The organism is Nostoc sp. UCD121 (genome assembly GCF_014222285.1).
GTDB lineage: Bacteria > Cyanobacteriota > Cyanobacteriia > Cyanobacteriales > Nostocaceae > Nostoc.
In genome coordinates, this window is sequence record NZ_JACKZS010000092.1 from 1 (window position 1) to 19,415 (window position 19,415).

20 protein-coding genes and 1 pseudogene are annotated in these 19,415 nt (G+C 42.4%); 11 read left to right on the forward strand and 10 right to left on the reverse strand.

Features of this window, described 5'->3' with window-relative positions:
• Nucleotides 1-553 precede the first annotated feature (553 nt).
• Both dxs and mtnA read left to right on the forward strand, forming a co-directional pair.
• On the forward strand, nucleotides 554-2,461 hold the full coding sequence (gene dxs / locus GNF10_RS19630; protein WP_185585371.1) for a 1-deoxy-D-xylulose-5-phosphate synthase: 1,908 nt from the start codon (nucleotides 554-556) through the stop codon (nucleotides 2,459-2,461).
• 172 nt (nucleotides 2,462-2,633) lie between these two features.
• Complete coding sequence (gene mtnA / locus GNF10_RS19635) at nucleotides 2,634-3,713, forward strand: S-methyl-5-thioribose-1-phosphate isomerase (RefSeq protein WP_185585372.1); 1,080 nt, start codon at nucleotides 2,634-2,636, stop codon at nucleotides 3,711-3,713.
• Between the two features lie 821 nt (nucleotides 3,714-4,534).
• Here mtnA and GNF10_RS19640 read toward each other — a convergent pair.
• The gene (locus GNF10_RS19640; RefSeq protein ID WP_094332558.1) at nucleotides 4,535-5,956 is read right to left on the reverse strand and encodes an NADP-dependent isocitrate dehydrogenase; all 1,422 of its coding nucleotides are present in this window, start codon (nucleotides 5,954-5,956) and stop codon (nucleotides 4,535-4,537) included.
• A gap of 274 nt (nucleotides 5,957-6,230) precedes the next feature.
• Between GNF10_RS19640 and GNF10_RS19645 the strand changes: the two genes are divergently transcribed.
• From GNF10_RS19645 to GNF10_RS19660, 5 genes are all read left to right on the forward strand, one after another.
• Entirely contained in the window at nucleotides 6,231-6,959 is a 729-nt protein-coding gene (locus GNF10_RS19645) for a GUN4 domain-containing protein (protein ID WP_185585373.1), read from the forward strand.
• A gap of 25 nt (nucleotides 6,960-6,984) precedes the next feature.
• A complete protein-coding gene (locus GNF10_RS19650) occupies nucleotides 6,985-7,155 on the forward strand; it encodes a type II toxin-antitoxin system HicB family antitoxin (protein WP_185585374.1) in 171 nt (56 codons plus the stop codon).
• Nucleotides 7,148-7,414 carry a hypothetical protein gene (locus GNF10_RS37940; protein ID WP_221644650.1) on the forward strand — a complete coding sequence of 89 codons (267 nt, stop codon included), beginning with the start codon at nucleotides 7,148-7,150 and terminating at the stop codon, nucleotides 7,412-7,414. The genes GNF10_RS19650 and GNF10_RS37940 overlap by 8 nt, the downstream gene beginning before the upstream one ends.
• A 52-nt stretch (nucleotides 7,415-7,466) precedes the next feature.
• Nucleotides 7,467-8,618 carry an ABC transporter ATP-binding protein gene (locus tag GNF10_RS19655; RefSeq protein WP_185585375.1) on the forward strand — a complete coding sequence of 384 codons (1,152 nt, stop codon included), beginning with the start codon at nucleotides 7,467-7,469 and terminating at the stop codon, nucleotides 8,616-8,618.
• A gap of 110 nt (nucleotides 8,619-8,728) precedes the next feature.
• Nucleotides 8,729-9,508, forward strand: a complete 780-nt coding sequence (locus GNF10_RS19660) for a superoxide dismutase (protein WP_221643378.1) — start codon at nucleotides 8,729-8,731, stop codon at nucleotides 9,506-9,508.
• 145 nt (nucleotides 9,509-9,653) lie between these two features.
• On the opposite strand, the gene rsmG is transcribed toward GNF10_RS19660, so the two are convergent.
• Together rsmG and GNF10_RS19670 are read right to left on the reverse strand one after the other, a co-directional pair.
• Nucleotides 9,654-10,388 (reverse strand): 16S rRNA (guanine(527)-N(7))-methyltransferase RsmG, encoded by a 735-nt coding sequence (gene rsmG, locus GNF10_RS19665; RefSeq protein WP_185585376.1) that lies wholly within the window; start codon nucleotides 10,386-10,388, stop codon nucleotides 9,654-9,656.
• Nucleotides 10,389-10,472: 84 nt separating this feature from the next.
• Nucleotides 10,473-11,147, reverse strand: a complete 675-nt coding sequence (locus tag GNF10_RS19670) for an ABC transporter ATP-binding protein (RefSeq protein WP_185585377.1) — start codon at nucleotides 11,145-11,147, stop codon at nucleotides 10,473-10,475.
• 317 nt (nucleotides 11,148-11,464) lie between these two features.
• Here GNF10_RS19670 and GNF10_RS19675 point away from each other — a divergent pair, with 317 nt between their 5' ends.
• From GNF10_RS19675 to GNF10_RS19685, 3 genes are all read left to right on the forward strand, one after another.
• Nucleotides 11,465-12,421 carry a Sll0314/Alr1548 family TPR repeat-containing protein gene (locus GNF10_RS19675; protein ID WP_185585378.1) on the forward strand — a complete coding sequence of 319 codons (957 nt, stop codon included), beginning with the start codon at nucleotides 11,465-11,467 and terminating at the stop codon, nucleotides 12,419-12,421.
• A 95-nt stretch (nucleotides 12,422-12,516) separates the two neighbouring features.
• The gene (locus tag GNF10_RS19680) at nucleotides 12,517-12,969 is read left to right on the forward strand and encodes a DUF3531 family protein (protein ID WP_069070833.1); all 453 of its coding nucleotides are present in this window, start codon (nucleotides 12,517-12,519) and stop codon (nucleotides 12,967-12,969) included.
• Between the two features lie 8 nt (nucleotides 12,970-12,977).
• Nucleotides 12,978-13,409 carry an NUDIX hydrolase gene (locus GNF10_RS19685; protein ID WP_185585379.1) on the forward strand — a complete coding sequence of 144 codons (432 nt, stop codon included), beginning with the start codon at nucleotides 12,978-12,980 and terminating at the stop codon, nucleotides 13,407-13,409.
• A gap of 1 nt (nucleotide 13,410) precedes the next feature.
• On the opposite strand, the gene GNF10_RS38680 is transcribed toward GNF10_RS19685, so the two are convergent.
• The 4 genes and pseudogenes from GNF10_RS38680 to GNF10_RS19700 form a co-directional block, all read right to left on the reverse strand.
• Nucleotides 13,411-13,542: a hypothetical protein gene (locus GNF10_RS38680; protein WP_260445854.1), complete on the reverse strand. Its 132-nt coding sequence runs from the start codon at nucleotides 13,540-13,542 to the stop codon at nucleotides 13,411-13,413.
• Nucleotides 13,539-13,780 (reverse strand): annotated as a pseudogene (locus GNF10_RS19690) (hypothetical protein). The gene GNF10_RS38680 and the pseudogene GNF10_RS19690 overlap by 4 nt, the downstream one beginning before the upstream one ends.
• A gap of 134 nt (nucleotides 13,781-13,914) precedes the next feature.
• Nucleotides 13,915-14,124, reverse strand: coding sequence for a type II toxin-antitoxin system HicA family toxin (locus tag GNF10_RS19695; protein ID WP_185585389.1), 210 nt, complete (start codon nucleotides 14,122-14,124; stop codon nucleotides 13,915-13,917).
• Nucleotides 14,121-14,327, reverse strand: coding sequence for a type II toxin-antitoxin system HicB family antitoxin (locus GNF10_RS19700; RefSeq protein ID WP_185585380.1), 207 nt, complete (start codon nucleotides 14,325-14,327; stop codon nucleotides 14,121-14,123). Before GNF10_RS19700 ends, GNF10_RS19695 begins: the two co-directional genes overlap by 4 nt.
• Before the next feature lie 260 nt (nucleotides 14,328-14,587).
• On the opposite strand from GNF10_RS19700, the gene GNF10_RS19705 reads away from it, so the two are divergent.
• Nucleotides 14,588-14,920, forward strand: a complete 333-nt coding sequence (locus tag GNF10_RS19705) for a hypothetical protein (RefSeq protein WP_185585381.1) — start codon at nucleotides 14,588-14,590, stop codon at nucleotides 14,918-14,920.
• A 147-nt stretch (nucleotides 14,921-15,067) separates the two neighbouring features.
• Here GNF10_RS19705 and GNF10_RS19710 read toward each other — a convergent pair whose 3' ends face one another.
• From GNF10_RS19710 to mfd, 3 genes are all read right to left on the reverse strand, one after another.
• Nucleotides 15,068-15,331: a type II toxin-antitoxin system RelE/ParE family toxin gene (locus GNF10_RS19710; RefSeq protein ID WP_185585382.1), complete on the reverse strand. Its 264-nt coding sequence runs from the start codon at nucleotides 15,329-15,331 to the stop codon at nucleotides 15,068-15,070.
• On the reverse strand, nucleotides 15,328-15,540 hold the full coding sequence (locus GNF10_RS19715; protein WP_185585383.1) for a hypothetical protein: 213 nt from the start codon (nucleotides 15,538-15,540) through the stop codon (nucleotides 15,328-15,330). Before GNF10_RS19715 ends, GNF10_RS19710 begins: the two co-directional genes overlap by 4 nt.
• 120 nt (nucleotides 15,541-15,660) lie before the next feature.
• Nucleotides 15,661-19,209 (reverse strand): transcription-repair coupling factor, encoded by a 3,549-nt coding sequence (mfd, locus tag GNF10_RS19720; RefSeq protein ID WP_185585384.1) that lies wholly within the window; start codon nucleotides 19,207-19,209, stop codon nucleotides 15,661-15,663.
• Nucleotides 19,210-19,415 lie beyond the last annotated feature (206 nt).

A 19,415-nucleotide genomic window follows, 5' to 3' on the forward strand; every position in this document is an offset into this window, starting at 1 on the left:
TAGATGAACTAGCGATCGCAGATAAAATTAGCTGCTATAGAACTCATATTTGATTTTTGAAAAAACTCCGTACAACTTAAAAAGCCTTCTTTACCTATTGCCTATTGCCTGCAAGTAAATATGGCTACGCCATGCGGATTCACATATCACTGAACAAGAGAAAAAATAATTGTTAAATGTTTGCTAGCAATTAGACTGATCGTATACCTGGAAACAAGATATTTAACTTTTTTTTAATCGCTTAAAAAGTCAAAAGCAAGCCAACAAGTTAAGGAATTTCCGCAATATACTTCTAAAAGCTTGACTTTCTATACAAAATCTATAATCTATTTAAGTGGCATTACTTATTGACAAATGTGCTGTGGCTCTATGCAATTACAACCCGATTTTGACAAATTGTTAATGGTTAACAAATTTTCCACCATTATTAATTACGAAGTTATACTTTCCACTACAACTTAGTAACAATGTAAGAGTGTGATTATCTGGACAACCCGACCGTGGGAAAATCAAAATACTGAAAAAGTGAAATTAGAGAGGAAAACACTATAATATGCACTTGAGCGAAATCACCCATCCTAATCAGTTGCACGGTTTATCTGTTCGCCAACTGCAACAGATTGCCCGTCAGATTCGAGATAAGCATCTCCAAACCGTAGCAGTTAATGGTGGACACTTGGGGCCAGGGTTGGGTGTTGTAGAATTAACACTAGGACTTTACCAGACACTGGATTTAGATCGGGATAAAGTGATTTGGGATGTAGGACACCAAGCTTATCCCCACAAACTGCTTACAGGACGTTACGATCGCTTCCACACCCTCAGACAAAAGGACGGAGTTGCAGGTTATCTCAAACTCTGTGAAAACAAATTTGATCACTTTGGGGCTGGACATGCTTCTACAAGTATTTCAGCAGCATTAGGCATGGCTTTAGCGCGAGACTTGAAAGGCGAAAAATTTAAAGCCGTCGCTGTGATTGGGGATGGGGCGCTGACTGGAGGTATGGCTTTAGAAGCTATCAACCATGCGGGACACATGCCGAAAACTAACCTGTTGGTTGTTCTCAACGACAACGACATGTCCATATCTCGCAACGTCGGCGCAATTCCCCGCTATCTCAACAAAATGCGTCTCAGCCAGCCGGTGCAATTTATTAAAGATAATCTTGAGGAACAATTTAAGCAAATTCCCTTCGTGGGTGAATCTCTGTCTCCCGAACTCGCACGCATCAAAGAAGGTATGAAACGTTTGGCTGTTCCCAAGGTAGGGGCAGTGTTTGAAGAACTCGGTTTTACTTACATTGGGCCAGTAGATGGGCATAATCTTGAAGAATTGATTGCCACTTTCCAACAGGCACATCAGATACAAGGCCCTGTTTTAGTACATGTGGCAACAGTTAAAGGCAAAGGCTATGAAATTGCTGAACTAGATCAAGTTGGCTACCACGCCCAAAGCCCCTTTAACGTTGCAACTGGCAAAGCTATTCCTTCTAATAAACCCAAACCCCCAGCTTATGCCAAAGTCTTTTCTCACACTCTGGTAAAACTTGCCGAACAAAACCCCAAAATCGTTGGGATTACTGCGGCTATGGCAACAGGAACAGGTTTAGATAAACTTCAAGCCAAACTGCCCAATCAATATGTTGATGTCGGCATTGCTGAACAACACGCAATCACCCTAGCAGCAGGACTTGCAACTCAAGGAATGCGCCCCGTAGCTGCCATTTATTCTACCTTTCTGCAACGCGCTTATGACCAGATAATTCACGATGTTTGCATCCAAAACCTACCAGTATTCTTCTGCTTAGATAGGGCAGGAATTGTTGGATCTGATGGCCCCACCCACCAAGGTATGTATGACATCGCTTATCTGCGTTGCATCCCTAATATCGTCATCATGGCACCCAAAGATGAAGCAGAACTGCAACGCATGGTAGTAACTGGTGTTGACCATACCAGTGGCCCCATCGCTATGCGCTACCCTCGTGGTAATGGCCACGGGGTTCCCCTGATGGAGGAAGGTTGGGAACCTTTGGAAATCGGCAAAGGCGAAATTCTCCGCACTGGCGATGACGTGTTAATCGTTGCTTATGGCACAATGGTTTATCCAGGGATGCAAGCTGCCGAAATTCTCAGCGAACATGGGATTGAGGCAACTGTGATCAATGCCCGTTTCGTTAAGCCTTTGGATACCGAGTTGATTTTGCCTCTAGCTAAGAAAATCGGCCGCGTCATCACCTTAGAAGAAGGGTGTGTGATGGGTGGCTTTGGTTCTGCGATCGCAGAAGCTTTATTAGATGCAGATATTCTCGTTCCTGTCAAGCGATTCGGTGTCCCAGATGTGTTAGTAGATCATGCTGAACCCAATGAATCTAAAACAGAACTAGGTTTAACTAGTCACCAAATAGCAGAAAGAGTTTTGCAAGCTTTCTTTAAGCAGCAAGTATCTGCTGTCGTTTAGTTAATTTTTTGTAGAATGAATCGCCCACACTTGTGACTCAGGTGTGGGCGATCTCTAGATCAAATTTAGGTGAAATATCTAGGTCTTATTTTTAGCGAGCGCAGCTCAAGCAAATAATATATCCTTCTTTGTCGCTGAAAAAAGATTGTCTATTCATTAACTACGTTTTTCTATGACACTTTCTACAAACCATGTTTATCCCGTCATTTGGCACAATGGCGCGGTGTCACTAATTGATCAAACTCGCTTACCCAACGAATATACATTTGTAGAAATCCACCGCAGTGAAGATATGGCACGGGCGATTAAGACTATGATTGTCCGAGGTGCGCCTGCAATTGGTGTAGCTGCGGCTTATGGAATGTATCTTGGCGCAAGGGAAATTGAAACTAGCGATCGCCACGAATTTTTGCAAAACTTAGATAAAGTAGCCCAGTTGTTGCGTTCTACTCGTCCGACGGCGGTAAATTTATTTTGGGCAATTAGCCGGATGCTGAAAGCCGCCTACGAAACGCTGGGAATGGTAGAAGAGATTAAGCAAACCCTTTTCCAAACAGCCCAAGCAATCAACGCAGAAGATTTACAAACCTGTCAAGCGATCGGCGACAATGGTTTGGCAGTTTTGCCCAATACTCCAGAAAAGCTGAGGTTACTTACTCACTGCAACGCTGGGGCGCTAGCTACGGCTGGTTATGGCACTGCTTTAGGTGTTGTGCGTTCTGCTTGGAGGGAAGGACGTTTAGAACGTTTATTTGCGGACGAAACCCGTCCCCGCTTACAAGGTGCAAAACTCACCACTTGGGAATGTGTGCAAGAAGGTATTCCAGTGACATTAATTACTGATAATATGGCAGCCCATTGCATGAAACAGGGTTTGATTCATGCTGTAGTTGTGGGTGCCGATCGCATTGCTGCTAACGGTGACACTGCCAATAAAATTGGTACTTATGGTGTTGCGATCGCAGCTAAGGCACATAATATTCCCTTCTTTGTCGCTGCACCCCTTTCTACCGTTGATTTTGAATTAGCCGATGGCAGCCAAATTCCTATTGAAGAACGCGATCCAACAGAAATATATCAAGTCGGCGAAACTATTCTCACACCTGAAGGCGTAGATTTTTACAACCCAGCTTTTGATGTGACTCCGGCTGAGTTGATTACAGCCATTATTACAGAGAATGGAGCGATCGCACCTCATCAATTAGCAAAATCACAGTTACAGGAATTACCGATTGGGTTAAATTCGAATTAATGGAGAACTTGCGCCTAGTTCTCGATAACTCTAAATCCGAATAACGGAAACTTTATAGGGGATTGCCCCAAAAAAATCTCCGACTTTTTAGAAAAGCCGGGGAATTTGTTTTTTGACTACTTTAAAATCTGACGCAATACGGTTCAGTTAAGGCAAGAGACGTGATAAATCGTGTCTTTGCGATTAGCGGTGTATCATCACAAAACCTGATCCAAACCATATTGAAATCTAACGGATTCAGAATTTACCAGTAATTTTCCAATAATTTTATCTAAACTTCATATTTTGACTAAATTCAATAAGCAAAATCCGCAATTACTTACTCAAAAGAAGCTTTTGCTTTCTCAAACCCCAGTTTGCTTATTCATTTTAGTGTTTTCCGCAAGTAAAAGAAGCTTTTGCTTATTCAAACCCCAGTTTGCTTACTCATTTTAGTGTTTTCCGCAAGTAAAAGAAGCTTTTGCTTATTCAAACCCCAGTTTGCTTACTCATTTTGGTGTTTTCCGCAAGTAAAAGAAGCTTTTGCTTTCTCAAAATGCCATTTGACTTACTCAAACCCAAGTTCGCTTTCTCATTTTGGTGTTTTTTGCAAATAAAATGTCATTTCGCTTTTTTAAAAATGCCTGAGAAGTGTTAAATATTTGTTGATCCCCACTAACCTTCCTTAAAAAGCGTGTATGTATACACAAGTCTTCTAGAGTTGCGCTACAGGCTTTTGATCCCCCCAACCCCACCCCTTAAAAAGAGGGGTAAAAGCTCTCAAAGTCCCCCTTTTTAAGGGGGATTTAGGGGGATCAATTGACTAATTAACCCTAGTAAACTTAACCAAAATGCTGAATAATTGCCTCAGCAAATTCAGAACATTTTAAGGGTTCAACTGGCGGTTCTAACAAACGGGCTAAATCATAGGTGACTTGACTATTGGCGATCGCATCGCTTAAACCTTTCTTAACTAAGTCTGCGGCTTCTTGCCAACCCATAAATTCCAGCATCATCACACCAGATAAAATCACTGAACCCGGATTAATCCGATCTAAGCCGGCGTGTTTGGGTGCAGTGCCGTGGGTAGCTTCAAATATGGCACTAGAATCACCAATATTTGCCCCTGGCCCCATTCCTAATCCACCAACAATGGCGGCGGCGGCATCAGATAAGTAATCGCCGTTTAAGTTCATCGTCGCCAAAATCGAATACTCATCCGGTCTGGTTTGGATTTGTTGGAAAATACTGTCAGCAATCCGGTCATTCACCAAAACTTTTTCTTTCCATTTGCCATCGCCGTGGGTTGCCCAAATTGTGTTAAGAACAGTTTCAACTTCCTTGACAACTTGCGCTTTCTTGTCTGGGGTAAGATTATCAAACCCAGGCTCAATCTGGCGGGCGTTTTCTTCTAAGGAAATATTCGGATTTTTTTCCTTGTTACTCAAAATCCAAGATTCTTGTTCTGTAACAGTTTCTTGGCGAAATTCACTGGTTGCTAATTCATAACCCCAATCGCGGAAAGCGCCTTCGGTGTACTTCATGATGTTGCCCTTATGCACCAAAGTCACTTGTTGCTTATTTTTGGGCAATAGCAAAGCGTGTTTGATGGCACGTCTAACTAGACGCTGGGAACCAGTTTTGCTGATGGGTTTGATGCCAATACCAGAATCAAGAGGTATGCGTTTTTTCCCGTGTTCTGGGGTGGCGGGGATTAGTTCTTCGTTAAGAATCTTAATTAAGCGATCGCCGATTTCGCTACCTTGTCGCCACTCAATGCCTAAATAAATATCTTCTGTATTTTCCCGATAAACAATTACATCAAGCTTTTCGGGATTTTTGTGGGGTGAGGGCGTACCTGCATAGTAACGGCAAGGACGCACGCAGGCATACAAGTCAAAAATTTGCCGTAATGCCACATTTAAAGAACGAATTCCTCCCCCAATGGGAGTAGTCAAAGGCCCTTTAATAGCTACACCATATTCTTCAATTGCTGTTAGAGTATCTTGAGGTAAATACTGGTAAGTCCCGTATAAATCACAAGCTTCGTCACCAGCGTAAACCTTGAACCAGCTAATTTGACGCTGACCCTTATATGCTTTGGCTACCGCAGCATCGAGAACTTTTTGGGTAGCAGGCCAGATGTCGATACCTGTACCATCGCCACGAATAAAGGGGATAATTGGATTGTCCGGTACGATTGGTTCACCATTTTTGAAGGTGATCTTTGCTCCGGCTGCGGGGGGGGTAATCTTTTCGTACATCGTTCACACACTCCTAATCGATACGCTGCTAGTCAAAAAATCCTTATGTGGCAGGCTTGTATATTTTGCTATGTCTTTTGTTTACCAAGCCATAAGGCAAAGATTTCCCCCTATTCCCCTTGTACATTATTTGGGGATTAAGTGTGGGATTTCAGTGAAGCGATCGCAATTTTGTACGATTAAAAATAGTAAACTACTTTTCGCTATCAATACTTTTCTAAGGTGAAGCCCGATAGCTTACCGCTCTTTCACTGACCGTTAACACAAGAATGGCATGACAGACCCAATGATTTTATCAGGCCCTGCAAATGACATTGACTCTCTCCGACAACCATTAATCGCCGGGTCTGAAAAAGTCCAACAACAGATAATCCCACAGTTAGCTGAGTTGGGTAATGAGGGATTAGACGTGTTGATGGAATTTTTACTGAAACGACGTGAGAACCCAGCGACTTGGATTGATGGCAAAGCTTACCAAGTCCTCTATAACTCTGATGCACCTCAAGCCAAAGAATTTTTACGCTCCTGTTTTCCTGAAGGAATTGTACCTCTAAAATCAGAGTGCGGGATTAACTACAATTCTTTGCAACAGCTACTTGCTGCTCAAGACTTTCAAGCAGCCGATCGCGTCACCATCGAAAAAATGTGTGAATTATCAGGGCCAACGGCTGTACAACGAAAATGGTTGTACTTTACTGAGGTAGAAAATACCTCGGCTGTTGACTTGCAAACTATTAACAACCTCTGGTTAGTTCACTCCGAAGGTAAATTTGGCTTTTCAGTGCAGCGAGAAATCTGGTTGAGTTTGGGTAAAAATTGGGAAAATTTCTGGCCAAAAATTGGCTGGAAAGAAGGTAATAACTGGACGCGATACCCTAACAGCTTTACCTGGGATTTGAATGCGCCTAGAGGTCACTTACCCCTCTCTAATCAGCTCCGGGGGGTAAGAGTCTTTGCTTCTTTACTCTCTCACCCTGCTTGGTCGAAGAATCCGGAAAAATGATTTTGAGTCTACGTACAAATAGATTATGATCAATCCCACCAACCGAGAATTCTACGTCATCATTGAACGGGATGAAGATGGCTACTATGTCGGAGAAGTACCTCAGCTACCAGCCTGTTACAGTCAAGGAGAAACAATTGATGAGTTGATGGCTAATATGAAAGAAGTAATTGAACTTTGTTTAGAGGATGTGTGAGAAGTCAAAAATATCATGCTATCGTCTGCGATCAGAGTATGACTTAAAGAGCCTAAAAATCAGAAAGTTTGGTTCTGAACGGAAGAGCTTTAGTAAGACAACAATTCGTTTAGAACCTGATGTTGCAGAGGTTTTTCCTAATGCCGATGCTGTGAATGAGGCTCTAAGATTTCTGATTAGAGTTGTGGAGAACAACCAAGTTTCTAAATTTGTAAAGCAGCCTCACAGTTCCTCGGAGGGTGTGGATCAAACCTCTTAGTACTTAGTTGGAAGTGCCGCATGATCCTAAACTGAAAATATCAAATCAGATAATGGCAAATGTTCGTCTAGAAGATATTAAACGTAGATTCAATAATGTCACTGCGATCGAGGATATTACCTTTGAAATTCCTGATGGTGAGTTTTGGGTTTTAGTTGGGCCATCAGGTTGTGGTAAGTCGACAATTTTGCGAACGATCGCGGGCTTAGAAACCGCCACATCTGGCAAACTCTTTATTGGCGATCGCTTGGTGAATAATATCCCAGCCAGACAGCGAGATGTGGCGATGGTGTTCCAAAACTACGCCCTCTATCCTCACATGAGCGTGGCCCAAAACATCGGCTTTGGCTTGGAAATGCGGAAGGTTGATCGAAAAATCATTCAAGAACGGGTGATGAATGTGGCGCGATCGCTTTCTCTGGATCACCTGCTAGATCGTAAACCCAAACAACTTTCTGGGGGACAGCAACAAAGGGTAGCATTAGGAAGAGCGATCGCTCGTGAACCCCAAGTTTTTTTACTTGATGAACCTTTATCTAATTTAGATGCCCAATTACGCGACGATACAAGGGCAGAATTAAAACAGTTACATCAAGAATTAGGAATTACCACAATTTACGTCACCCACGATCAAGTTGAAGCAATGACTTTGGCAGATAAAATAGTCGTGCTAAATCGCGGGCGAATTCAACAAATCGGCGATCCCCAAACTATTTATGCAAATCCTGCTAATCAAATGGTGGCAAGTTTTTTAGGCAGTCCGCCAATGAATATCTTGCCTGCAATCTATCACAATAACGGTTTTGATGTCAGTGGGCAATTATTAACGATTCCAGCAGACGTGAAAGAAAAATTACAGTTGCGTCAGGAACACAGTTATGATTTGGGGATTCGTCCAGAGCATATTTTTATTAACGAACCGCCCTCCGGGTTCACAGTCGCCTACGGCGGGAAACCCGCCTACAGCGCTGATTCACCAAATCGCCAAGAAGAAAATGAGAGTTACCTGATTGTAGAAGTTAAGGTGGTGGAACCTTTGGGAAGAGAAACTTTGATTCGTGCTGGTTTACCTGGTTCGGCGGTGGTGTTGAATATTCAGGTAGGCGCGGATGTGCGTCCCCGTCCAGGTGATCGCCTTTCTCTACAACTTGATTTAAATCACTTGTTTGTATTTGATCCCAAAACTGGCGACAGAATTTTATAAATAGTTTCTTAAACTGCCAGAAATAATCACAATTCCCAATTTTTTGTAGCCAAAATCTAAGACAATAAAAACTGCAATAGAGACTTAATTGATTAGCTGCAAAAATTTATATGGCTATTAATCGACGCAATTTCTTGTTTTTACTTACAGCAGGTGCAGGTGCTTTTGCATTAAATGCTTGTACATCGGCAGAGAAATCTCCAAATGGAAATACTGCAATTCCTGAAACAACACCAAATACAACACTAAATAAAACATCAGATAAACCAGGTGCTATCCAACTACCGCCTTTAGCTTACGCCTACGAAGCGCTTGAACCACACATCGATGCTAAAACGATGCAGTTTCATCATGATAAACACCATGCAACTTATGTAAAAAACTTGAATGCAGCGTTAGATAAACACCCAGAACTCAAAGGGAAAACTATTGAAGAACTGTTGCAGAAACTGGACACTGTACCACAAGATATTCGCAGAACAGTACGCAATAATGGTGGCGGACATGTGAACCACTCAATGTTCTGGGAAATTATGAAGCCAAAAGGTGGGGGAGAACCAACAGGAAATATAGCCTCCGCAATTAATCAAAGTTTTGGCAGTTTTGCAGCTTTCAAAAAACAGTTCAATGAAGCCGGTGCTAGTCGTTTTGGTAGTGGTTGGGTTTGGCTAGTGCGTAATAAAGGTGGCAAGTTAGAAGTGACAACTACAGCTAACCAAGATAGTCCCTTAAGTGCAGGTAAATACCCCATTTTAGGTAATGACGTATGGGAACACGCATATTATCTCAATTACCAGAATCGCCGCGCCGATTATTTAGATGCTTGGTGGAATGTGGTTAATTGGGATGAGATTAACAAACGTTTTGCAGCAGCCAGTAAACTTGCTTAAACATTGGCATATTGATATTCCACTCCTATCAAAGTAATTCATAATTCCAGCCAGTGGAAGCTTGCACTCTTTCGAATTACGAATTACGTTGCCGAGCGTTCGCGTAGCGTCTCGTAGAGAAGCCGAGGTACGAATTACGAATTAGTTAAAGAGGCTTTTGAGTAGGTACACCAATAGGACGGGGAAACTGAACTGGTGTGGTGGCTACCTTACGCAAATACACACAGTGCCGGATGCTGTGACTCAAGGGTGTTGTAAATTGTTCGATTGATTCAATAACGCCACCCAACAGCTTCACAGCATTCTGCAAAGCTGTTGTTTCATCCTTTGTCCAATTACCGCGATAAATTATAGCTAAACCTCCCTGTTTGAGCAGTGGTAGGGTATATTCTGCACAAACAGAAACTGCCCCTACAGCACGTATCAGTGCAATATCATAAGCCATTCGATGCTTATAGTACTGACCGATTTCTTCAGCCCTACCAACAAGAGTTTTAGCATTAGTAAGGGCAAGTTCAGTTAATATATTGTCCAGAAAAGTAATTTTTTTCTGAGTGGAATCGAGAAGAGTAATTGTGCAATTAGGTAGTGTCATTGCCACTGGAACACCTGGAAAACCTGCACCTGTACCAATATCAATGATAGTGGGAGAAGCCAGGGATAAATTTCCTGATAATACGGGTAGAATTCCTCTTAGAGAATCCCAGAGATGTTTTTCCCAAAACTCTTGCGGGTCAGTAATGCGAGTTAAATTTAGTTGACGATTACCTTCTAGGATTAACTCATAAAGCTTTTGGAATTGTTCTTGCTGTTGGACAGTTGGTTGCCAATTCAGAGTTTGCTGCCAGATTTCTGCCATCTTAGGCAATAAGTTTGTCATTTGTCATTTGTCATTGGTCATTTGTCAATTGGGATAGGGCATTGGGTATTCTTTTTTCTCCAGTCCCCAGTCCCCGGTCCCCTTTCATACCGATGGTAAAGGTTCTTTGACTTTGGATTCTAGTGTCTTTGGGTCTACTGATTGTAGTTCGCCGTGGTTGAGTGTCCAGCAACGATCTGCGATCGCTAACATATCACCTGCATCGTGTGTTACTACCAATAGCGTCCAATCTTGTTTCAGCTTCGCTAATAAATTTACCAGTTGCCGACGCATTGACCAATCTAACCCAGCAGTGGGTTCATCCAATAACAGTAAATTTGGCTGGCGAATCAATTGCACTGCTAAAGCTAAACGCCTTTGTTGACCACCACTCAAAGCATGGGGAGCAGCAGAAAGCGATAAATGCTCTAACCCCACCTCAGTTAGGGCCTGTCTAACTCGTTCTGACCCTAACTCAGGATGTCCTAAACGCAATTCTTCTAAAATCGAACCACCACAAAAGTGCCGTTCTGGAAACTGAAATACCAACCCAGCTAATTGTTGTAGCTGTTCGGCTATAAGTTCTTGTTCCCGCCAGAAGAGTGCGCCAGTAGTAGGTTCGGCTAGCCCTGACAAAATTTCTAGTAAAGTACTTTTTCCCGAACCACTGGGGCCAATAATCAGACCTAGCTGCTGGGGTGCTAATTCCAAGTTGATCGATTTAAGAATCGCTGTTGGACACGCTGTGGGGTGATAATTTACATTTCGGAGATAGAGCATTTGTTAAGATTACCAAAAAGTCAGCAAATTACTGATTAGCTACACTGAGAGTACCTGGAAAATTCTGGAAAAATTTATAATGCATTACCTGGATTAACAGCTTAATCTAGCAGCAAGAATCATCCAATTTTTCTCCATTGTGGCAGACTCACGCTGGAACAATGGCTATGACGAGCCTGGAAACATGGAAAAATTACCAAAGTCAACCTTTATATAAAAAAAATTTGGTTGAGGCAGAGGCAAGTTAAGATTAATCATTTTTTGCATTCTAAGTAACACATACAACTATTTCAACCGCAATTATTCTGAGGGTTAAAATGACTAAAAGGTTTTCTTCGCCTCGATTAGTAGTGCCTAACAGACTCACTATCCTTGCTCAGGCTGCTTTTGGTGCTGCGTTCGCCTTTGGCGTTGCCCCTTGGGCAATCGCACTTAATCTATGGGTAAATCCCTCCCTGGCTGGCGATCCGTTTCGCGATCGCGAACCTCATCAAATTGGGGATCAAACAGAAGCAGCTTTTAAAGCGATTTTCCAACAGGGCAATTATCCAGCAGCAGAGCGCTATCTGCAACAAGCGCTATCCAAAGAACCAAATGAACCTCTAGCTTATGCGATGAAGGCATCTTTGGCATACGGAAATAAGGATTGGGCTAAACTAGACACCTACACTCAGAAAACTCTAGAAACCGGACAAAAACTGATTGCCAACGATCCATTGCGTGGTAATTTATACACTGCGGTTGGTCATTTTTTAGAAGGTGCAGTAATTCTTACCCGTGAGGGTACAGTCAACGGTGTGCCGCAAGCTTTTAGTCTGCTACGGCAAGTTTATGAATATTTAGATAAAGCCGAAGCAATTTCTGCCAACGATCCAGAACTGAATTTAATCAAGGGTTATATGGATTTATTGTTGGCGGTTAATTTGCCTTTTGCTAGTCCCGATCAGGCAATTGGACGCTTAGAAAAAAATGCTGCTCCTGGGTATCTTGTGGATCGGGGTATTGCTCTTGCTTACCGGGATTTAAAAAGGTATCCACAGGCACTAGAGTATGTCAATCGAGCGATCAAAACCACATCCGATAATCCAGAAATTTATTATCTCAAAGCCCAAATCCTGAAAGAACTGGGGCAAAAAGAAAAAAGTCAGCAGATGATTCGGGAAGCGATCGCTAATTTTGACAAAGCATTAACTAAAAAATCCCAACTCCCAAGCGATTTAGTCAAACAAATTGAGAGCGAACGCAAAAATGCTGCTAGCCTTAACAATCCTTAGCCCCAATTCCCCATTCCCCACTCCCAATTCCCAATTCCCCATGCCCTACTTTGATATGCTTATTTGCAGAACAGTAATTGAGATATTAGACCAAAATGGAGATTCAGTTCCGCGAGATTAATCCTTTTGATATGTGGATTTGGCTGAAATTCAGTACAAATCCTTCTGCACGTGAAAAACAGTATGTAGAAGAAGTTTTCAATTCCTGGTTTTATCTGGGGAAATTGGGCGCATTTAATGCAGAAAATCTTCAGGTGCAGGACACTGGACTCGATATCAGCTACATGAATTATGATGAGCAAGGATATGACAAAAGCCTATTAGCACTGATGCACAACATCGGTGAGTTTGAATATGAGGGACAGTGGGGGCGTTGTTGGTTTGACTTAGGAACCAGTGATGCGATCGCATTAGATATTTTAATCAACGCGCTCACCCAGCTAAGTCAGGAATACGTGACCATTGAAGAATTGTACATCGGTGGCGAAAATCCAGATTGGCCTATTGAGGATAGCGAAAGTCGTCCTCAGTCTATTTACGATAATTAGTTACAAAAATGAGTAAAGCAGGCGAAATTCGGGTAATAGCCTTGGGGCTAATTCGGGATGGCGAACGCATATTTGTTTCTGAAGGCTATGATCCCGTAAAGCAAGAAACATTTTATCGGGCTTTAGGCGGTGGTGTTGATTTTGGCGAAACCAGCCACGCCGCCTTAGAACGAGAGTTTCAAGAGGAAATTCAGGCAGACTTAACGAATATTAAATATCTAGGTTGTATAGAGAACCTGTTTACATTTAATGGTAGGCAAGGTCATGAAATCATTCAGCTTTATCAATGTGACTTTGCTGATTCAAAATTTTATCAACTGGAAAGTCTAATTTTTTCAGAATCACAACATCATAAACATAAAGCGTTATGGATGGATATCTCTCGCTTCAAATCTGGTGAATTACGATTAGTACCTGAAGTATTTTTTGAATATTTATAAATCATTTGAAAATTTCAACTTCATGGTAAGCGCTCATCTTTTGATCCAAATAGAGTTTGCGATCGCACTGTGCCGCTACAACTGAGAAAGCAACAAACCCTTGACGAAACTGAGCGGTTATACGTGACTTCACAATGTATCTGGATCTAACTCTTGGGTTTTACCTGCACGGTATTCAGACATTGTCTCGGTTGCAAGTTTGGCAAGCATATCTGGAGAACGGGCAAAAGCTTCATCCCAACGGCGTTGATCTTCTAGTTCTGCCAAAATCATCGCCGCGATGCCTACGGCGGGCTACGCCTACGCATCTTGTGTTCATTGGCAGGTAAATTTTTTAGTTTAGCGATCGCTTGTTCAAGTAGCTCTGTCATAGCTGTCAATTATTACGAAAGTTATACTATAAATTATCTCTGCTTGCACTCTATTGGGGTTTTTAGGGTGCGATTGCGATCGCTTGGGGTGAGAGCAAAGCGCGATCGTTCTAATCAACGCTCAAACGATTCCATTAAAGTAAATCTTCTTCAGATAGCTGGGCTATTTTCATCAAAGCTTTCAAGGTTCCAACTTTCAAATCTTGATTGGGATGAACAGGAATTGACAAGATTTTTTCTAATTCCGGGTTTGCATAAATATGATGACTGCCAGTAATTCTTTGCAAAACCCAACCTTTTTGCTCCACAATCTTACAAAGTTGCTTGCCGGAAATCGATTTTATACAGCAATTTCGACAACTTGATCTGTTGATTCAATTGCATTACGACTACTGTTAGCAACTTCAAGCCAACCTTCAATAGCATCTTTTAAATTAGCCATCACTTCTTCTATGGTTTCTCCTTCGGTAATACAACCGGGAAGCGCGGGAACCTCTGCCCAATAACCACCTTCTTCTGCTGAATGAATAATTGCTCTGATTTTCATGCACTTGTTGAGCTAGTTTGTGAGAATATGCTAATAACCATAACTGTTTGCTCTTAACTGTGGCTAGTCAAATTAATGTTAGTTGTTACGGTTCAAACAACAGATGCTGCTGCGATCGCTCTCAATAACAGAAATCGTAGGATTTGAGTAGAAGCAAGTGTTGAGTTTGCTGGTGTCAATCCAACCTAAAACTGTCAGCCAATGCATTGTTCTGTCGCATAGCACTATGTATCTTTTGGTGCCAATTAGAAATCTTGATTATGAATTGGAAAAACATTAGGATCGCCGAGATTCAAGGTATTGAAAAAGTAGTTGCTGAATTTTACGTAAGATGTGTTAAGTACATACCAAACTGCCAGTTTAGGGTAAAAATCACTCAGGATATTGATGGTAAGTATTCAGGACATGTAAATCTTGCTGTTAGAAACTCTAGAAATGTTTCACCTAAATGGGTTGGAGGAAGCGGAGATTCAATTGATGAAGCGCTAGAAAATTCAATCAAAGAACTTGTAAAGTCTATCAAATCTTCCGGGAAAAACGTTAACCTTCTTCAGGAAGAAGATTTTGAGTGGTCTGCTCCTGAAGACTTTTAAGAGAGTTGCTAGGTAGCAAAGATGTAAAAACAACAGTGATTTAAAGGTAATTCGAGACAGGAGAAAGAACCTCGGTAAATAAGTTTTCCTTTAATTCTACTAACTAGACTCAAAGGGCTGGATCTGGAATTCCCACTTACTCAAGTGTCAATCATCTTTATAAACTCCTCTACGATGCCCTACTCTGACAACAGTTACGACTAGGACATCATCATAAATATGATACAAAATCCGATAATCGCCGACTCTGATGCGATAACGATTTTCACCATTTTTTAATTTGCCGACACCATCAGGGCGTGGATCAAGAGCTAATTGTTGAATTTTGCTCTCTAGCCTTTCTTGAATATCTACGGGTAACTTTTTGAGTTGTTTAGATGCACTTTTGGAAATTTCTACTTGGTAGCTCATGCAGTTTTTTGCTGATGTTCTAACCAAGTTAAAGTGCCATTTTCTGCAATATCTTTTAATCCCTCTTCAAAGTCTCTCTCGTCGGACTCGTCTTCCTGCTTACGGATTTTCAACAGTGATAAAATCTCTTGCAATGTATCATCGTAAGCCAATTCTAATTGTTCATTAATAGCCTTGATTAACGCTTGCCTTTTAGTTGTAGTTTCCATGTTTCCACTCTTTTCAACTGCTCGTCATTGTCTATGCTTTGAACACCTTATTTTACTCTAAAATACTTCTCAGTAAGTCTGAGATATGTTTTTACTTGATGACTAATCTTTTTCTACTGATCAAATAACAGCGGCTTCTGGAATCGCACCCTGCATTCTCCCGAAAGCATCAATCAAATTCTGTAATTGTTGATCTGCTTTAAAAACTCCTAACCCGCGCACTGTCACTTTACCTGGAGAATACACAAAGCGCGTCTTGAGATTGTCTGGTAAATTCGCCGCCAACAAATTCCAAGCTGGTTCCTCCATCGGCGTTTCTAAAACGACGTGCTGCTTTTGTTCTGGTTTAATGCGGCTAAATCCGAGTTTTTTCGCTAGCTGTTTGAGTTCCATGACTCGCAAAAGTTGATTTGCAGGGACAGGTAAAGTACCATAGCGATCGCTCCACTCGGCTGCAATCTGGTTTAATTCTGATTTAGATTTAGCTGTCGCCACCGCTCGATAAGCACTCATCTTTTGATCCAAATCGGTAATATAATCTGCTGGGATAAATGCCGTCAGGTTAAGGTCAATCTGGGTATCCTCCACTTTCGGAATTTCTTGTCCTCGAATTTCCCGAATTGCTTCTTCCAGCATTTCCATGTATAAATCAAAGCCGATGGCATCCATTTGACCGGATTGTTCAGCACCTAGCAAGTTACCCACGCCTCTGATTTCCATATCGCGCATCGCTAGCTGATATCCAGAACCTAACTGAGTAAATTCCTGAATCGCTCGTAATCGTTGCCGTGCCGCATCAGATAATTGTCGTTGCTTGGGATAAAATAACCAAGCATGAGCTTGTATCCCTGCACGTCCCACACGACCGCGTAATTGATACAGTTGTGCTAATCCAAAGCGGTGAGCATCTTCAATTAAAATGGTGTTGACTCGCGGAATATCTAAGCCAGATTCAATAATTGTCGTACAAACAAGGATGTCTGCATCGCCATTACTGAAGGTGAGCATGGTTGATTCTAACTCGCTTTCATCCATTTGACCGTGAGCGATCGCAAATCTAGCTCCCGGTATCACTTCTCGTAAATTGGCTGTGGTTTCTTCAATCCCGTCCACTCGCGGAACTACATAAAAAACCTGTCCACCTCTATCTAATTCTTGACGAATTGCACTGCGGATACTTTCAGAATTTATCGGTGACAGATGGGTTTTAATCGCTCGTCTAGTTGGGGGTGGCGTTGTAATTAAACTCATTTCCCGAATTCCCGACAAGGACATATACAAAGTCCGGGGAATGGGTGTGGCGGAGAGGGTAAGCACGTCCACTTGAGTTTTCAGGCTTTTAATTTTTTCTTTCTGGTTTACCCCAAACCTCTGTTCTTCATCCACCACCAACAGTCCTAAATCCCGGAACATCACGCCTTTACCCAAAAGTTGCTGTGTACCAACAACTACATCTAGTTCACCTGTTGCCAATCGCTTTTGAATATCGCGGCGTTCTTCAGCCGAACGAAAACGGTTGAGCAAGCCGACATTCACGGGGTAAGGTGCAAAACGTTCTTTGAGTGTATGGTAATGCTGCTGTGTTAAAATTGTCGTTGGCGCAAGGAGTGCCACTTGTTTACCGGCGGTGACTGCTTTAAAAACAGCACGAATCGCCACTTCCGTCTTTCCAAAACCGACATCGCCACAAACTAAGCGATCCATTGGGCGATCGCTTTCCATGTCACGTTTCACATCTTGAACAGCTTTGAGTTGATCCGTTGTGGGTTGGTAGGGGAAAGAATCTTCCAATTCCTCCTGCCAAGGCATATCACTGGGAAAGCTAAAACCTTGTTGTTGCGATCGCGCTGCATACAGTTTCAACAAGTCCACCGCCAATTTTCTGATGGCTTTGCGGACTTTATTCTTGGTATTTTCCCAAGCTTTACCAGTCATCCTGTTGAGTTCCGGTGCTTTATCACCTCCGGCGCGGAACCGAGATAAAGCACCCACTTGATCGGCGGCAACTCTTAATAACCCATCAGCATATTGCACTGCTAAATAATCACGGGTTTCGTTATTAATCGTCAAACTTTCCAGCTTGACAAATTTGCCTACACCATGATTTCTATGAACTACATAATCGCCTGGACGCAGCTTATTGGGATCAACTTGCTTAGAAGTAGCTTTGTGACGCTTGCGGATATAGCCGGGAGTCGCCAAGGAATGCTGTCCAAAAAATTCCCGATCTGTAACGATTACTATTCGGTATGTCGGCAGAATAAAACCTTCGAGTTCCGCAAGACCAGAATATTTTAGGGCTATGGGAATATGGTTAATTTGCAGCTTATCTATCGCTTGGTAGTCGCGGGGATTGGGGATAAACTGAGCCGGACAATCATGTTCTTGCAACAGCGAGACAGAACGCGAAGGTTGAGCAGAAAGTAGCCAGATCGAGAAATTGCGATCGCGTTCTTGGCGGATAGTTTCAGCTAGTTTAGCAAACTGGTGTGGCGTAACTGGAAGTGAGCGACTAGAAAGATTGATCCCACTATTTTCCTCTGATAGTTCCGATAAATATAGTGTTTTAAATTTGGCAATGTCAGCCAAACACTCATCAAATGACCGATGAATCTTCGGTACTTGGCTAGACTCTTCCGCAGCCCCCAGTCTCCATTGTTCCTCAGCATTTTCGACCCAGCGATCGCTATGAGCATGACACTGTTCTGGCTCATCAATGGCAATGAAGGTATTTTCTGATAGGTAATTTAGCAGAGATGCTGGTTGCTCAAAAGCCAACCCCAAAAAGCGACGACTACCCTCCAACAATGATGAGTTTTCAGTGCTAAGTTCTGAGTCAGGATTTAACTCAGGACTCAGCACTCGCAACTCATTACTCTTGTTGAGTGCCGCTATGACGATAGGAGCAAAGCTAGTGGGGGTAAGAATTAACTGATCAACTTTATCGAGTGCCGAACGTTGAGTTGCTGGGTCAAATTCCCGCATTTGCTCGATTTCATCACCAAACCATTCCAACCTGACTGGAAACTCAGATGAAACTGGGAAAACATCAACAATATCACCCCGTCGGCTCCATTGCCCTTCCGTTTCCACCAGAGGTACTCGTTCATACCCCAGAATCGTGATTTTCTCACTGAAAGCATTTAAGTCTAATTCCATCCCCCGCTTCAAGGTAAGACAGAATTCCCCAAAAGCTTCTGGTGGTGGTAAATGTGGTTGCAGCGCCCCTTGAGTAGCTACAATAGCCAAATTTGTCCTTTGTCCTTTGTCCTTTGTCATTTGTTCTTGGTTTGTTTCTAATGACGAATGACTAATGACCAATGACTCTTGACTCTTGAGTAAATCCGCCAATACCTGCATTTGTCCCCAACTCATCTCAGTTTCCGGGTCAAAAGGTTCGTAGGGAGAAGCCTCGGAGGTGGGGTAAAAATGTACTGTTTGCCATCCCATTGCCTCCAGTTGTGCATAAACGCGTCCAGCTTCTTCCAGGGTGGCGCAAACTACGAACAAATTCTTACCCTGAGACTGCGCCAATGCCGAAGCGACCAAACCCTTGGGTAATCGAGAAATGCCATTTAATCGCAATTCTTGTTGTCGGTTTAGCTTAGAAATAAATTCAGTGGTGAGCGGCGATCGCGCTAAGGCACGCACAATAGAAGAAAATGACATAAGTACTACTAGCGGTGGGAGTCTTTGTGAGTCAGAAAATTTTGAGGCAGTTTATGTCAACTATTTTAAAAGTGTTGACAGCCTTCTTATTCTTTGGATGGAAGAATAATCTACAGCAACTAATAAACTTAAGAACTATAACTACTACTTTGTATACAGTCAAAGCATTTTATAGAAGCACCTTTAATACTAGATACTAGGTATTG

Bases quoted from the DNA above. Each gene is read 5' to 3' on its own strand.
- mfd (WP_185585384.1), bottom strand. From the start codon at position 19,209: ATGTCATTTTCTTCTATTGTGCGTGCCTTAGCGCGATCGCCGCTCACC.
- GNF10_RS19670 (WP_185585377.1), bottom strand. From the start codon at position 11,147: ATGCTCTATCTCCGAAATGTAAATTATCACCCCACAGCGTGTCCAACA.
- dxs (WP_185585371.1), top strand. From the start codon at position 554: ATGCACTTGAGCGAAATCACCCATCCTAATCAGTTGCACGGTTTATCT.
- GNF10_RS19640 (WP_094332558.1), bottom strand. From the start codon at position 5,956: ATGTACGAAAAGATTACCCCCCCCGCAGCCGGAGCAAAGATCACCTTC.
- GNF10_RS19655 (WP_185585375.1), top strand. From the start codon at position 7,467: ATGGCAAATGTTCGTCTAGAAGATATTAAACGTAGATTCAATAATGTC.
- GNF10_RS19705 (WP_185585381.1), top strand. From the start codon at position 14,588: ATGAATTGGAAAAACATTAGGATCGCCGAGATTCAAGGTATTGAAAAA.
- GNF10_RS19660 (WP_221643378.1), top strand. From the start codon at position 8,729: ATGGCTATTAATCGACGCAATTTCTTGTTTTTACTTACAGCAGGTGCA.
- mtnA (WP_185585372.1), top strand. From the start codon at position 2,634: ATGACACTTTCTACAAACCATGTTTATCCCGTCATTTGGCACAATGGC.
- rsmG (WP_185585376.1), bottom strand. From the start codon at position 10,388: ATGACAAACTTATTGCCTAAGATGGCAGAAATCTGGCAGCAAACTCTG.
- GNF10_RS19645 (WP_185585373.1), top strand. From the start codon at position 6,231: ATGACAGACCCAATGATTTTATCAGGCCCTGCAAATGACATTGACTCT.
- GNF10_RS19700 (WP_185585380.1), bottom strand. From the start codon at position 14,327: ATGAAAATCAGAGCAATTATTCATTCAGCAGAAGAAGGTGGTTATTGG.
- GNF10_RS19650 (WP_185585374.1), top strand. From the start codon at position 6,985: ATGATCAATCCCACCAACCGAGAATTCTACGTCATCATTGAACGGGAT.
- GNF10_RS19710 (WP_185585382.1), bottom strand. From the start codon at position 15,331: ATGAGCTACCAAGTAGAAATTTCCAAAAGTGCATCTAAACAACTCAAA.
- GNF10_RS19675 (WP_185585378.1), top strand. From the start codon at position 11,465: ATGACTAAAAGGTTTTCTTCGCCTCGATTAGTAGTGCCTAACAGACTC.
- GNF10_RS19715 (WP_185585383.1), bottom strand. From the start codon at position 15,540: ATGGAAACTACAACTAAAAGGCAAGCGTTAATCAAGGCTATTAATGAA.
- GNF10_RS37940 (WP_221644650.1), top strand. From the start codon at position 7,148: ATGTGTGAGAAGTCAAAAATATCATGCTATCGTCTGCGATCAGAGTAT.
- GNF10_RS19680 (WP_069070833.1), top strand. From the start codon at position 12,517: ATGGAGATTCAGTTCCGCGAGATTAATCCTTTTGATATGTGGATTTGG.
- GNF10_RS19685 (WP_185585379.1), top strand. From the start codon at position 12,978: ATGAGTAAAGCAGGCGAAATTCGGGTAATAGCCTTGGGGCTAATTCGG.